The organism is Agrobacterium sp. T29, assembly GCF_006970545.1.
GTDB classification, from domain to species: domain Bacteria; phylum Pseudomonadota; class Alphaproteobacteria; order Rhizobiales; family Rhizobiaceae; genus Agrobacterium; species Agrobacterium leguminum.
Window position 1 is genome coordinate 1,245,476 of record NZ_CP040640.1, and the last position, 12,993, is coordinate 1,258,468.

Consider the following 12,993-nt stretch of genomic DNA (forward strand, 5'->3'; position numbering starts at 1 on the left):
CCTTATTCAGCAGGCTGCAGCGAGGGTGCCGCGCCTTTGCTGGCGCCCTCCTCGCGTTGATGACCGAGGATGGTCATCGTGACGTTGTAGGCCATGATCAGCGCGCCGCTGAGGAACATCAGGCCGCCCAATGCACGCATCACGTAATAGGGGAACAGCGCCGCGACCGATTCCGCGAAGGAATAGACGAGGAAGCCTTGGGCATCGTATTCGCGCCACATCAGCGCCTGCTGGATGCCGGCGACCCACATGACGGCGGCGTAAACGACGATGCCGAGCGTGGCGAGCCAGAAGTGCCAGTTGACCAGTTGCAGGCTGTAGAGACGCTCCCTGCCCCAGAGTTTCGGCGTCAGGTAATAGATCGCGCCGAAAGTGATCATGCCGTTCCAGCCGAGTGCGCCGGAATGAACATGGCCGATGGTCCAGTCGGTATAGTGGCTGAGCGAGTTGACGGCCTTGATCGACATCATCGGGCCTTCGAAGGTCGCCATGCCATAGAAGGCCACCGCCATCACCATCATGCGCACGACGGGATCGGTACGGATCTTGTCCCATGCGCCCGAAAGCGTCATCAGGCCGTTGATCATGCCGCCCCACGACGGCATCCACAGCATGACAGAGAACACCATGCCAAGCGTCTGCGCCCAGTCCGGCAGCGCCGTATAGTGCAGGTGGTGCGGGCCGGCCCAGATATACATGAAGATCAGCGCCCAGAAGTGGATGATCGACAGGCGGTAGGAATAGACCGGGCGGTTCACCTGCTTCGGGATGAAGTAGTACATCATGCCGAGGAAGCCGGCCGTCAGGAAGAAGCCGACGGCGTTATGGCCGTACCACCATTGCGTCAGCGCGTCCTGCACGCCCGAAAAGGCCGAATAACTCTTGATCCCGAGGAAGGACACCGGCACCGCCAGATTATTGACGATATGCAGCATGGCGATGGTGACGATGAAACTCAGGTAGAACCAGTTCGCCACATAGATATGCGGCTCTTTGCGCGTGAGGATCGTGCCGAGGAACACAAGCAGATAGGCGACCCATACGATGGTCAGCCAGATGTCCACATACCATTCGGGTTCCGCATATTCGCGTCCCTGCGTAATACCGAGCAGATAGCCGGTGGCGGCCATGACGATGAAGAGGTTGTAGCCCCAGAACACGAACCAGCCGAGATTGCCGCCGAACAGGCGCGCCCGACAGGTTCTCTGCACCACGTAAAAGGAGGTGGCGATCAGCGCATTTCCCCCGAAAGCGAAGATCACCGCCGATGTGTGCAGCGGCCGCATCCGGCCGAAATTGAAATAGGGCGCGATATTGAGATCGGGAAAGGCTAGCTGAAGCGCCACCACGACGCCGACGAGAAAACCGACGACACCCCAGAACACGGTGGCGATGACGCCGTATTTCACCACCTCGTCGAAATATTCCGACTTGAGGCGGGCACGCGCGGCTGAATCGACAGGCGCGAAGGAGACACGGCGCAGCAGAAGCACCGTGCTGACCAGAAGCGTAAAGAACAGCACCCACATATGGGCGGCGAAAAGACTGTCATGGGCAAAGGCTGCCCCGAGCAACGCGAGAAAGGCGCCGAGCGCCACGATCGCGGTTTCTAACGTGTAATTCATTGTTGGTTTCCCCCAACGTGCAAGCCGACCGACGAAAGGCACGGCACGCGCCTGGGAGAGCGGAAACGCGCCTTTGCGTCGGTTGGAGCATTGCCACCGGCAGGGGAACGCCACCTTGATCCAGATCAAGAAAGCAAAGCTGTCGCAGCCCCGGCAAAACGGGGCGCGGCTTTATGAGAGGAATTTGCGTAAGAGCAAAAATACACGGCGATGTCGGCCCGCTTTCGCGGGTGCCGCTTCAGCCCTTCATCTTCAGGGGCAGACCGGCGGCGACAAAATAGACCTCACCGGCAATGGCGGCGATTCGCTGATGCAGGCGGCCGGCGTGGTCGCGAAATTCCCGCGCCATGCGGTTTTCCGGCACGATGCCGAGACCGACTTCGTTGGAAACGAAAATCAGCCTCGCCCGAGCCGATACAATCGCCGCCTCGAGCGCCGCAAAGGCAGCCTCGATATCGGCATTCTCCATCATCAGATTGGTGAGCCACAGGGTGAGGCAATCGATGAGAACGACATTTTCCGGCGCATCGAGCTGCTCCAGCACGGCGGCAATATCGACGGGCGCTTCATGGGTGGTCCATTCACCGCCGCGCCGCCCCTGATGATGGACGATGCGCTCACGCATCTCGTCATCCCATGCCCGGCCGGTGGCCAGATAATGCAGGCTTCCACCGAACTTGCCCGCAAGCTCTTCCGCAAAACGGGACTTGCCGGAGCGCGCGCCGCCAAGAATGAAAACGGAGCGGTTTTTATCTGTCATCTAAAACCTGAAGGAAGAGAATGAAGTGGACCGGCATCTTCGCCGTGTCGCAAGCCAGGGACAGGCAGACATGAAGGGAACGATTCGTAGAAAAAGGCGTCCCCCGGTTGCTCATGCCGGACTGCCGCTGATACCGGGCCGGAGAAAACAAGACCTGCCTGCAGGATGCCGGGCATATTAGCCTTGGCGACTCCGGATACCGGAAACACCGGTCCTGATGAAAGGCTAGGTGCGAACGGCCATCCTGTCAATCGGTCCCTGCCGTTAGCCAAAAATCAGGCGGAACCGGAACGCAAAACCTTAATCCGGAACCGGCAGACCTGTCGTCCGCGACTGGATTGATAAAGCGACTTGGTTACCGGAAAGTTAGCGAAAAACCGAATGATGAAACCGCAACGCCAAAGGAGAATATGGAGTGACGGCAGCCGCCGCCATTGCCTTGCCATGGCCTTCAAATCAATATGCTTTCGAAGATTCGCAAACAGCAAGGTGGCCTGCCCGTGATGACCGTCATGGACTATATCTCGATCGTCGTTTTCATCCTGTTATGGGCCGTCTATACCCATGTCACGACGGGAACGAGGCTATTTTCGAGAGCCAGCCTCAATCAGGCCATGGCCGAGCGTCGGCGAGACTGGATCATGAATTCGCTGAAGCGCGACCTGAAGATGATCGACACGCAGATCATGGCCGGCCTGCAGAACGGTACCGCTTTTTTCGCTTCCACCTCCATCTTCGCCATCGGCGGATGTTTCGCCCTTCTGGGCGCGACCGAACAGGTCGAATCGGTGTTTCGCGACATGCCCTTCGTGCATTATGCCGGGCGCACGGCCTTCGAGCTGAAGGTCATCGGGCTAACCTGCCTGTTCGGTTATTCCTTCTTCAAATTCGGCTGGTCCTATCGCCTGTTCAACTATTGCACCATCCTGTTCGGCGCCATTCCCATGGTTCACGACGTCGGCGCCGATCGCGAGGCGGCGGAGCGGGCGGCGGAAAACGTCATAAAGATGAACATCATCGCTGCTAAGAACTTCAATGACGGCCTGCGGACCATCTTTCTGTCCATCGGTTATCTCGGCTGGTTCATCAGCCCTTACGTCTTCATCGCCAGCACGGTCATCATCATCGTGGCGCTGCTACGCCGCCAGTTCTTTTCCGAAGCACGACGCGCCATCATGGAAGAAAACAGGCCTTGAAATAGCCGCACTTCAAGGGCCAAGCCCAGCGTGATACCGGCCTCCCCGAAAGCTTGAAAAACGGAAACCATGGACACGAACGCAGCCGCAAACGAAAACCGCCGCAAAGGCCGCATAGGCGGCCTCGACACCCTGCGCGGGCTGGCCCTCATCGCCATGGCGTCCTACCACTTCACGTGGAATCTGGAATATTTCGGCTATCTCGAACCCGGCACGGCGACGACCGGCCTGTGGAAACTCTATGCGCGCGGCATCGCCAGCTCGTTCCTGTTTCTGGCCGGTTTCAGCCTGTTTCTCGCCCATGGCAAGGGCGTGAACTGGCCGTCCTTCGGCAAGCGTTTTGCGATGGTGGCCGGCTCGGCGCTGCTCATTACCGTCGCCACCTATTTCGCCTTTCCGGACAGCTTCATCTTCTTCGGCATATTGCACAATATCGCCGCCGCAAGCCTTGTCGGGCTGTTGTTCCTGCGAGCACCCGCGGCCGTGACGCTGCTTTTTGCAGCGATCGCTTTCATCCTGCCGCACTATCTGCAATCCGAACTGTTCAACGTAAAATGGCTGGCCTGGATCGGTTTTTCCACCATGCCGCCCCGTTCGAACGATTATGTGCCGCTGCTGCCCTGGCTTGCGCCCTTCCTCGCCGGACTTGCGGTCTCGCAATTCGTCACGCCCCGCGACTGGCTCGACCGCTTTCGAAGCCCGAGTTCGCCTCGCAATCTGATCGCAGGCGCCGGCCGTCACAGCCTTGCCTTTTACCTCATTCACCAGCCGGTGCTGATCGGCCTCGTCTACACGCTGTCGCTCATCGCCCCGCCCCCGCCTGTCGATCAGGTCGAGCTTTACAAATCGAGCTGTGAGAAGAGCTGCGTCGAGCAGGCGAACGGGCTGGAACTGTGCCAGCGTTTCTGCGGCTGCACGCTGGAGAAGCTGGAGGCGGAAAACCTGTTCGACACGATGATGGAAGGCAAGCTCAGCGCGGATCAGCAGACGAAGGTCAGTGAGGTGGCGCAACAGTGCACGGTTGAGGCGCAGTAGGTACGAGTGGGCCAAATCGAGCCGACGTTTTCGAGCGTTCCCATCCGCACTCGGCGTCATCCTCGGGAGAGGCCCGAAATTTCGTTCACGTCCCCACGCCGATTTCGGCAAGCCGCGTCAGACAGGCTTCTTCGACATTGTCGAGTTCCGCCAGCGTCTCTTCGATGTCCTTGCGTTTTTGCCGAAGCTCGGCGCGCTTTTCATCGACCTTCTTCATCAGAAGCACCAATTGGCCCGATTCGCCCGGCGGTTCCTTGTAGACGTGGATGATTTCGCGAATTTCGGAGATCGTGAAACCGATACGGCGGCCGCGCAGGATTTCCTGAATGAGGCGGCGGTCCGCAGCCCTGAAAAGCCGTGTGCGCCCGCGACGCTCAGGGTGAATCAGCCCCTCGTCCTCGTAAAATCTCAAGGTACGGGTGGAAACACCGAATTCGCGTGTCAGTTCGGTTATGCTATAATACTTGTCCAAGGGTCTATCCGATTCATAACCGGATGATATTATTTGACCTTCACGTAAAAGTCAATTTTCGCCCGCCTAGCCTTACCCGGAAATACCGTACCACCAGGTCGCGATCCCCAAAAAGGCGAAAAAGCCGACAATATCGGTGACCGCCGTGACGAAGACCGCCGAGGAGACCGCCGGGTCCGCCCCGAACTTGTCGAGCACCAGCGGAATGAGAATGCCCGCCAGCGCCGCCGCCAGCATGTTGAGACACATGGCCGTGGCGATGATGCCGCCGATATGGATATCCTGAAACCAGATGCCGGCAACAATGCCGATGGCGCAACCGAACAGCATGCCGTTCAGGATACCCACACCCGCCTCACGCCGGATGATGCGCGCGGCGTTGTGAATATCGAGGCTTTTGGTGGCAAGTGCCCGCACCGACACCGTCATGGTCTGCGACCCGGCATTGCCGCCCATGCCGGCCACCGCCGGCATCAGGATCGCCAGCGCGACGATCTGCTGGATCGTCGCATCGAACAGGCTGATGACGGAGGCGGAGAGAAAGGCGGTGATGAGATTGACCGCAAGCCAGGGCACGCGTGAACGGGATGTGCTGGCAATCGAGTCCGACAGTTCTTCGTCACCGACGCCGCCAAGGCGCAGCAGATCCTCTTCGGCCTCTTCCTGAATGACGTCCACCACGTCATCGATGGTCAGCACGCCCACCAGTCGGCCGTTGTTGTCGACCACGGCAGCAGAGAGAAGGTCATATTGCTCGAAAAGCTGCGCGGCCTCTTCCTGGTCCATTTCCGCCGGAATGGAGTGGTTGGTCTCGTGCATGATCGTTTCGATCTTCACCTGACGCTTGGCGCGCAGCACCTTGTCGAGATCGAGCGCGCCGACCAGCTTGAAGGTGGGGTCGATGACGAAGATCTGCGTGAAGGAATCCGGCAGCTCCTCCTCCTCGCGCAGATAATCGATGGTCTGCCCCACTGTCCAGAACGGCGGCACAGCCACGAATTCCGTCTGCATGCGGCGGCCGGCCGAGCTTTCCGGATAATCCAGAGCCCGCATCAGCCGCACACGTTCGGTGAACGGTAGTTGCGAGAGAATATCCTCGCGGTCCTCGTCGTCGAGGTCCTCGAGAATATAGACGGCGTCGTCCGAATCCAGCTCGCCGATACCGGCGGCGATCTGCTCGTTCGACATCTGGTCGACGATATCGAGGCGGATGCCCTCATCCACCTCGGTCAGCGCCGTCATGTCGAAGTCGGAACCGAGAAGACGCACCAGCGCATGGCGCTGTTCCGGCAGGATGGATTCCAGCACGTCGCCGAGTTCGGATTCGTGCAGCCGCGCCACGTTCTTGCGCAGGAAAAGCAGATCGCGGTCAGCGATCGCCGCACCCACCATCGTCAGAAAATCCGAGCGGACGGAGCCGTCTTCTGCATAAATATCGGAGGGCGCTTCCGCAGGCTTCATGTCCTCGGGCGCGACAGGATCGTCGTCACGGTCTGTCATCTGGCGTCCCCTTGTATTCAAATGCCGCAGTGCACGGATGCGCAGGCAGAATGGCGTTAAAAGGTTTATTGTCAACAACCGGATAGCGGCAAATAAACAAGCTCTCCGGCTGCGGCGAAAAATCCATTCGACATTCCTCTTCCGGTTGGCAGGCTTAGCCACGGCCAGCGGCTATAGGCATGTTTAGCCAGGCGTTGCAGCTTGTTTTGCGACAACGCCCACCCCCTTTACGCCGTTCCCGTTTTAAATGTCGAACGGGCGAACAAAGGTTTCGCCGCAATGCACAATTAAGACATTGACAGGCAGCGTGGAACGGCGCTTCTGGATAGGCATTTGACAAACGGCAAACGCCGACAGGCGGCACGAGAAGACAGATTCCGGGAATCAGGAACATGAGCAAGACGGACTTCATTGGCAAGGCATCGACAGCCGCAGGCGGCTGGGGCGCACTCAAAAGCGTCGGCAAACGCCTTCTCGAATCCGGCGCCCCGATTTCCGGCGCCCGCACGCTTTTGAAGACCAACCAGCCGGATGGATTCGACTGCCCTGGCTGCGCCTGGGGCGACCCGGAACACGGCTCCTCTTTCGAATTTTGCGAGAACGGCGTCAAGGCCGTGTCATGGGAGGCGACGGAGGCCCGCGTGCCGCCGGACTTCTTCGCCAGCCGCACCGTCTCGGAACTGCGCGGCTGGTCCGACTACGATCTGGAAAAACAGGGCCGCCTCACCCATCCCATGCGTTATGACCGGGCGAGCGACAAATATCTGCCCGTCTCCTGGGACGATGCCTTCGCCGAAATCGGCCGTATCCTCAACAGCCTCGACAGCCCGGACCGGGCGGAGTTCTATACCTCCGGCCGCGCCTCCAACGAGGCGGCCTTCCTATATCAGTTGATGGTCCGGCTTTACGGCACCAACAATTTCCCCGATTGTTCGAACATGTGCCACGAAGCGAGCGGCGTCGGCCTGAAGGCTTCGATCGGCGTCGGCAAGGGCACCGTTTTGCTTGAGGATTTCGAACAGACGGACGCCATTTTCGTCATTGGACAAAATCCCGGCACCAACCATCCCCGCATGCTGGGCGACCTGCGCCGCGCCGCCCTTCGCGGCGCTCGCATCGCCGTTTTCAACCCCATCCGTGAAAAGGGTCTGGAACGCTTTGCCGACCCGCAGGACAAGGTGGAGATGATTACCGGCGGCAGCACCCGCATCGCCACCAATTATTACCAGCCGCGCCAGGGCGGCGACATGGCGGCCGTGCGCGGCATGAGCAAGGCGGTCTTCGCCGCCGACGATGCCGCAAGGGCGGCGGGCGAACCCGCCATCATCGATTACGACTTCATCGCCGAACATGCAGCGGAGTTCGAGGCCTATCGCGCTGCCGTCGATGCGACGAGCTGGGAAAGCATTCTCGACCAATCCGGCCTCACCCGCGCGGAAATCGAGGAAGCCGCCCGTATCTACATGAATGCCGGTTCCGTCATCGCCACCTGGGCCATGGGCGTCACCCAGCACAAGCATTCGGTCATCATCGTTCGCGAGATCACCAATTTCATGCTGCTGCGCGGCAATATCGGCCGGCCCGGCGCCGGCCTTTGCCCGGTGCGCGGCCACTCCAACGTGCAGGGCGACCGCACCGTCGGCATCGATGAAAAAGCCCCGCCCGCACTTCTCGACGCGCTGGAAAAGGAACTCGGCGTCCCCATGCCGCGCAAGCCCGGCCACAACACCGTCGAAGCCGTCGCCGCCATGCTGGACGGCGAGGCGGATACTTTCATCGCGCTCGGCGGCAATTTCATGCGTGCGACGCCCGACAGCCCGCTGATCGTCAAGGCCTTCGAAAAGCAGAAGCTGACCGTCAACATCGCCACCAAGCTCAACCATTCGCATCTGGTGCCGGGCGAAACTTCATTCGTGCTGCCCTGTCTCGGCCGAACGGAAATCGACCGCAATTCGGCCGGCCGCTCGCAGATCGTCACGGTGGAGGATTCCATGAGCATGGTGCACGGTTCCGGCGGCATCAATCCGCCGGCCTCGGATGAGCTGCGTTCGGAAGTCGCCATCGTCGCCGGCATCGCCGAGGCGACGCTTGGCAATGCCCAAGTCGACTGGAAGGCGCTTGCCGATGACTACGATCTCATCCGCGACATGATCGAGCGGGTCATTCCCGGTTTCGATAATTTCAACGAGCGTGTCCGCGTGCCGCGCGGTTTTCATCTGCGCAACGCAGCAGCCGAACGGGAATGGAACACACCGGCGAAAAAGGCCACCTTCTATAGCGGTCCGCTGCCCGAACAAACCGAACACCAGCAGGCGCTCACGCGCGACGACCTGTTCGTATTGCAGACCTTCCGCAGCCACGATCAATACAACACCACGATCTACGGCATGGATGACCGATATCGCGGTGTCTATGGCGAGCGCCACGTCATCTTCATGAATCCGAAGGACATGGAAGCGCTCGGCGCCCATTCCCGCCAGCGCGTCGATGTCATCGGCGAATATGGCGACGGCGTGGAGCGCATCGCAAAGAATTTCCGGCTGGTGCCCTATAATATCCCGCAGGGCAGCGTCGGCGGTTATTATCCCGAACTTAACGTGCTGGTGCCGCTGTCGAGCTATGGCGAAGGCAGTTTCACGCCGACATCGAAATCGGTGCTCGTCTCCGTTCGCCTGCGCCGGGATGCCTCCTGATGGAAGAGGAGCAATCCGCCGCCGCGTTCATGGCGGCGGTGGAGCGGGTTCATGAAAGCTCCTCACGGGCGCTGACAGCCACGGGCGCAGCGATCCTTCTTTCGGTTTATCTGAACATCGCCGCTGACAGCCGCAGCATCGCCAACCGGCTGGGGCTTGCGCACGCCCTCATTCTGCGCGAAATCACTGCTCTGTCGCCACGTTTCGTGCGGGTAACAAAACGCGATGCCCGCACCCAGCGCAGCTTTCTGGAGGCAACCGAAGAAGGACAGGCCCTTGCGGCGGCATCCCTGCGGATTTGAAACGAACGGAGCATTCCTTGGCAATCAGGCCGATCCTGCCCTACCCCCATCCCGGCTTGTCCGAAATCTGTCCGCCGGTCACGGCTTTCGACGGGCAATTGCAGGAGCTGGTGACGGACCTGATCGACACGATGCGCGCCGCGCCCGGTGTCGGCATCACCGCCGCCCATATCGGCGTCAAGCAGCGCGTTTTCGTGCTGGAGCTGACACCGGGAACCGTGCTTACCTACATCAATCCTGAAGTCGTCAGCCAATCCACGCAGACCATGCGGCATATGGAGGGCAGCGTCTCCATGCCGGGCTTTACCGACGAGGTGGAGCGGCCCTCCGAAATCGAGGTGAGATTTCAGGACATAGCCGGCGGCGAACACCGGCAGACCGCCGAGGGATTTCACGCCATCTGCATCCAGCACGAGATCGACCAGCTGGACGGCATTTTCTGGCTGAAGCGCCTCTCGAAACTCAAGCGCGACCGGCTGGTGAAAAAATGGGAAAAATCTCGGAAATCCTGATGGTCAGCCGGTAATCGACAGCGCAAATTCCGCATCGCCCTTCAGCGTGTTGCTGACGGTGCAGATATCCTCCGCCATATGGGCGATGGCGCTGCGCGTCGCCTCATCGAAATCCCCCTTTATCTCTATCCGAACATCGAAACGCACGATCCGCGACGGCTCCTCCTCAGCCTTTTCGCCTGCTACATGCACCATGACCTTTTCGAACCGGTCGAGCACGCCCATGCGGCTCGCCGCAATCCGGGCGCTGAGCGCCAGACAGGCCGACAGCGAGGAATAAAGAAGGTCGAGCGGATTGAAACCCGGCTCCGAGGCCGCCGTCACCACCGTCAGGGCGCCTCCGGTGGCGGTGACGACATCGGGATGCCCAAGACGGCCAAGAGTGACGACAGCCCCCGTCGGCCGCTTTTTAACCCTGAACTGATTCATACCCGACCTCACACCGCGATTTCACCCGATGGAACCAAAATTAGCCTCGCGCTTTTACTCACGCAACGGTGAACGACCGTTGAGTATTGATTGAAAAGGGAGCTGGGACATATGGTTACATCTACGCTCGTCAGCATTCTGATCACCTTCCTGGTGATTGTGCTCGTCTTGTGGCTTATCGCGCGACTGCCGGTCGGCGGCGGTGCGAAACAGATCGCACAGGTGATCGTCATCATCATCGGCATTATTTCGCTGCTGAAATATCTTGCCGTCTTCTGATGTCCCGGCACAGTGCAGATGAAAAAAGGCGGCGAAAGCCGCCTCTTTTTATGCACGGTTTTCACCCCGTCCGGTCGCTATTGCCGAGGCTCGAACTGATAGGTTTTTTTCAGGGTAATATCCCGAACGCTGCCAATACCCAGAAACGGTGTATTGTCGGCATCAAAAATCGCCCTGCCCTTCGCCACGATCCACCGGTCCGACCCATCCGGCAGATTGACCTTGTAGCGCTGGTCGAAAAACACACCGGTAGTGATGCTCTCAAAAATGGCCTGCGCCACCTGATCGCGCATCTCGACATCGATTCTTTCCAGAATCTCCTCGATCGTCACCCCGCGCGACGCAAGCGGCTCCGAAAACCCATGGCATTCCGCAGTGACCGCATCCATGATCAGCCTGTTATCGGAAATGCTCCACATGTAATAGCCAAGCGCATTGTCTGAATCCGTTTTGTCCCCCTGCACGAAAACCCCCAGACATATTTTCCTGACAAAAGCTAACATCGGACCTCTAATATTCCACCCCTCGTTTTTGTGGGGGGAACCGCACGGCTACTGCAGCGTGCATCGATATCCACCGAAATTTGACGATGACCGAATCCAGCTAGAGCATTTCCAGTAAAAGTGCGTAGCGGTCTTACGTCTGGGAATGCGAGAACAAAGTGATAGAGCACGCCCCACGATTCCGTTTTGACCGGACGTGCTCCAGGGTTTCGAAATGGACGATAAATTTCGAAGAGGCATCGCAAAATCACCTGGCTGCGCCTACATGGCTTGTGATGACATGTCGAAGGAGTTCAATATGGTGCGAGCCGCCCTCACTTTCGGATTGCTGACCGCAACCGTCTTTCTGGCCGGGTGCCAGACGTGGCATAGTCCATATCGTGGAAACGAGTGGCGCATGGATCAGGTCATGGATGGTGACCCCTACCGTGTCGGTGACGGCCAGCGCAACCGACGCTGATCCACCTCGTCCATTCAATTCGAACGGCGGCAGGTCGATAATTTGCCGCCGTTAATTCATGGCGCTCTGGCTGCGGGATAAAGCAGATTGGTGTGGTTTGGGACACATCCAATACCGGGGACAGAAAACAGAGAGCAAGCTAAACGACTGGCTAAAAAAGAAAAAACCCGCCGAAGCGGGTTTCTTTGGTGCGGTCGAGAAGACTCGAACTTCCACGGGTTGCCCCACAGCGACCTCAACGCTGCGCGTCTACCAATTCCGCCACGACCGCATCGTGGTAGGCGTCGACTTGCGCCGACGGGGGTGCATGTAGCAAAAGGATTTTCGGTGCACAAGAGCGTCGTGACAGTTTTTTGAAATTAAAAATCGCACCGCACCATCCTATATGCAGGAAGCCCGGAAATGCTGGGGTTGCGGCCTTGTCGCCATTTTGCGAGAAGGCTGTGGAAAGGACTTTTTCATGCTCACACGCACCGATATCGAGACAAACATGCTGCCCGCCGCCGGATCGCCGCCCGTTCGCTGGCGAATCTCGGAAGGCCTCGTCCCCTATGAGCAGGCGATTGAGGAAATGGAGCGTGAAGTCGCGGCCATTGCAAACGGCGAGGCCGACGAACTCGTCTGGCTTCTGGAACACCCGCCGCTTTATACCGCCGGCACCAGCGCCGATGCCGCCGATCTCATAGAGCCGGAGCGTTTCCCCGTCTTCGCCACGGGTCGTGGCGGCGAATATACGTATCACGGGCCGGGACAGCGGGTCGTCTATGTCATGCTCGACCTGAAGCGTCGGCGGCAGGATGTCCGCGCCTATGTTGCGGCGCTGGAGGATGTCATCATCCGCACGCTCGACAAGATGAATGTGCGTGGCGAGCGGCGCGAGGACCGAGTCGGCGTCTGGGTCCGGCGGCCGGAAAAACCGCTGCTTCCCGATGGCGGCATGGCCGAGGACAAGATCGCAGCACTTGGCATCAGGCTGCGCAAATGGGTGAGCTTCCACGGGCTCTCGATAAATGTCGATCCGGACCTCTCGCATTTTTCCGGCATCGTTCCCTGCGGCATCAGCGCCTATGGCGTCACCAGCCTTGTCGATCTTGGATTGCCGGTTATGATCGGCGACGTCGACGTTCTGCTGCGCGAGGCCTTTGAGGAGGTGTTTGGCGAGGCAGTGCCCGAAACCGGCGCAAGCGGCTGATCCCACCGCAACCTTTGCCGCAGGCCGGTGTTTCC

General features: G+C 59.4%; 14 protein-coding genes and 1 tRNA gene. 8 read left to right on the forward strand and 7 right to left on the reverse strand.

What is annotated here, in order from left to right; translation table 11 throughout:
- Nucleotides 1-2: 2 nt before the first annotated feature.
- Together ccoN and cobU are read right to left on the reverse strand one after the other, a co-directional pair.
- On the reverse strand, nt 3-1,625 hold the full coding sequence (ccoN, locus tag FGF54_RS06320) for a cytochrome-c oxidase, cbb3-type subunit I (protein WP_142779226.1): 1,623 nt from the start codon (nt 1,623-1,625) through the stop codon (nt 3-5).
- Nucleotides 1,626-1,863: 238 nt separating this feature from the next.
- Nucleotides 1,864-2,385, reverse strand: a complete 522-nt coding sequence (gene cobU / locus FGF54_RS06325; protein WP_065655031.1) for a bifunctional adenosylcobinamide kinase/adenosylcobinamide-phosphate guanylyltransferase — start codon at nt 2,383-2,385, stop codon at nt 1,864-1,866.
- Between the two features lie 503 nt (nt 2,386-2,888).
- Here cobU and FGF54_RS06335 point away from each other — a divergent pair.
- Both FGF54_RS06335 and FGF54_RS06340 read left to right on the forward strand, forming a co-directional pair.
- A complete protein-coding gene (locus FGF54_RS06335) occupies nt 2,889-3,581 on the forward strand; it encodes a DUF599 domain-containing protein (protein ID WP_003524993.1) in 693 nt (230 codons plus the stop codon).
- Nucleotides 3,582-3,650: 69 nt separating this feature from the next.
- The gene (locus tag FGF54_RS06340) at nt 3,651-4,616 is read left to right on the forward strand and encodes a heparan-alpha-glucosaminide N-acetyltransferase (RefSeq protein ID WP_142779227.1); all 966 of its coding nucleotides are present in this window, start codon (nt 3,651-3,653) and stop codon (nt 4,614-4,616) included.
- 85 nt (nt 4,617-4,701) lie between these two features.
- Here FGF54_RS06340 and FGF54_RS06345 read toward each other — a convergent pair whose 3' ends face one another.
- A complete protein-coding gene (locus tag FGF54_RS06345; RefSeq protein ID WP_003524989.1) occupies nt 4,702-5,088 on the reverse strand; it encodes a MerR family DNA-binding transcriptional regulator in 387 nt (128 codons plus the stop codon).
- Between the two features lie 72 nt (nt 5,089-5,160).
- Complete coding sequence (mgtE, locus tag FGF54_RS06350; protein WP_142779228.1) at nt 5,161-6,588, reverse strand: magnesium transporter; 1,428 nt, start codon at nt 6,586-6,588, stop codon at nt 5,161-5,163.
- A gap of 392 nt (nt 6,589-6,980) precedes the next feature.
- On the opposite strand from mgtE, the gene FGF54_RS06355 reads away from it, so the two are divergent.
- From FGF54_RS06355 to FGF54_RS06365, 3 genes are read left to right on the forward strand one after another with little or no spacing between them, the layout of a single operon-like run.
- Nucleotides 6,981-9,281, forward strand: a complete 2,301-nt coding sequence (locus FGF54_RS06355) for an FdhF/YdeP family oxidoreductase (protein ID WP_142779229.1) — start codon at nt 6,981-6,983, stop codon at nt 9,279-9,281.
- A complete protein-coding gene (locus FGF54_RS06360; protein WP_142779230.1) occupies nt 9,281-9,583 on the forward strand; it encodes a hypothetical protein in 303 nt (100 codons plus the stop codon). The genes FGF54_RS06355 and FGF54_RS06360 overlap by 1 nt, the downstream gene beginning before the upstream one ends.
- Before the next feature lie 17 nt (nt 9,584-9,600).
- Complete coding sequence (locus tag FGF54_RS06365; RefSeq protein WP_142779231.1) at nt 9,601-10,095, forward strand: peptide deformylase; 495 nt, start codon at nt 9,601-9,603, stop codon at nt 10,093-10,095.
- A gap of 3 nt (nt 10,096-10,098) precedes the next feature.
- Here the strand turns inward: FGF54_RS06365 and FGF54_RS06370 are convergent, their stop codons facing one another.
- The gene (locus FGF54_RS06370) at nt 10,099-10,524 is read right to left on the reverse strand and encodes an OsmC family protein (protein ID WP_003524981.1); all 426 of its coding nucleotides are present in this window, start codon (nt 10,522-10,524) and stop codon (nt 10,099-10,101) included.
- A 111-nt stretch (nt 10,525-10,635) separates the two neighbouring features.
- Between FGF54_RS06370 and FGF54_RS06375 the strand changes: the two genes are divergently transcribed.
- Nucleotides 10,636-10,803 carry a Thivi_2564 family membrane protein gene (locus tag FGF54_RS06375; RefSeq protein ID WP_003502827.1) on the forward strand — a complete coding sequence of 56 codons (168 nt, stop codon included), beginning with the start codon at nt 10,636-10,638 and terminating at the stop codon, nt 10,801-10,803.
- 77 nt (nt 10,804-10,880) lie between these two features.
- On the opposite strand, the gene FGF54_RS06380 is transcribed toward FGF54_RS06375, so the two are convergent.
- Nucleotides 10,881-11,306, reverse strand: a complete 426-nt coding sequence (locus FGF54_RS06380; RefSeq protein WP_142779232.1) for a PAS domain-containing protein — start codon at nt 11,304-11,306, stop codon at nt 10,881-10,883.
- 214 nt (nt 11,307-11,520) lie between these two features.
- On the opposite strand from FGF54_RS06380, the gene FGF54_RS06385 reads away from it, so the two are divergent.
- A complete protein-coding gene (locus FGF54_RS06385; RefSeq protein WP_142779233.1) occupies nt 11,521-11,766 on the forward strand; it encodes a hypothetical protein in 246 nt (81 codons plus the stop codon).
- 186 nt (nt 11,767-11,952) lie between these two features.
- On the opposite strand, the gene FGF54_RS06390 is transcribed toward FGF54_RS06385, so the two are convergent.
- Nucleotides 11,953-12,037, reverse strand: a tRNA-Leu gene (locus FGF54_RS06390).
- A gap of 189 nt (nt 12,038-12,226) precedes the next feature.
- Between FGF54_RS06390 and lipB the strand changes: the two genes are divergently transcribed.
- The gene (gene lipB / locus FGF54_RS06395) at nt 12,227-12,958 is read left to right on the forward strand and encodes a lipoyl(octanoyl) transferase LipB (RefSeq protein WP_120947647.1); all 732 of its coding nucleotides are present in this window, start codon (nt 12,227-12,229) and stop codon (nt 12,956-12,958) included.
- The last annotated feature ends 35 nt before the right edge of the window (nt 12,959-12,993 follow it).

Excerpts from the sequence above, each read along its gene's own strand:
- ccoN (WP_142779226.1), bottom strand. The coding sequence starts at position 1,625 with ATGAATTACACGTTAGAAACCGCGATCGTGGCGCTCGGCGCCTTTCTC.
- cobU (WP_065655031.1), bottom strand. The coding sequence starts at position 2,385 with ATGACAGATAAAAACCGCTCCGTTTTCATTCTTGGCGGCGCGCGCTCC.
- FGF54_RS06335 (WP_003524993.1), top strand. The coding sequence starts at position 2,889 with ATGACCGTCATGGACTATATCTCGATCGTCGTTTTCATCCTGTTATGG.
- FGF54_RS06340 (WP_142779227.1), top strand. The coding sequence starts at position 3,651 with ATGGACACGAACGCAGCCGCAAACGAAAACCGCCGCAAAGGCCGCATA.
- mgtE (WP_142779228.1), bottom strand. The coding sequence starts at position 6,588 with ATGACAGACCGTGACGACGATCCTGTCGCGCCCGAGGACATGAAGCCT.
- FGF54_RS06355 (WP_142779229.1), top strand. The coding sequence starts at position 6,981 with ATGAGCAAGACGGACTTCATTGGCAAGGCATCGACAGCCGCAGGCGGC.
- FGF54_RS06360 (WP_142779230.1), top strand. The coding sequence starts at position 9,281 with ATGGAAGAGGAGCAATCCGCCGCCGCGTTCATGGCGGCGGTGGAGCGG.
- FGF54_RS06370 (WP_003524981.1), bottom strand. The coding sequence starts at position 10,524 with ATGAATCAGTTCAGGGTTAAAAAGCGGCCGACGGGGGCTGTCGTCACT.
- FGF54_RS06375 (WP_003502827.1), top strand. The coding sequence starts at position 10,636 with ATGGTTACATCTACGCTCGTCAGCATTCTGATCACCTTCCTGGTGATT.
- FGF54_RS06380 (WP_142779232.1), bottom strand. The coding sequence starts at position 11,306 with ATGTTAGCTTTTGTCAGGAAAATATGTCTGGGGGTTTTCGTGCAGGGG.
- FGF54_RS06385 (WP_142779233.1), top strand. The coding sequence starts at position 11,521 with ATGGACGATAAATTTCGAAGAGGCATCGCAAAATCACCTGGCTGCGCC.
- lipB (WP_120947647.1), top strand. The coding sequence starts at position 12,227 with ATGCTCACACGCACCGATATCGAGACAAACATGCTGCCCGCCGCCGGA.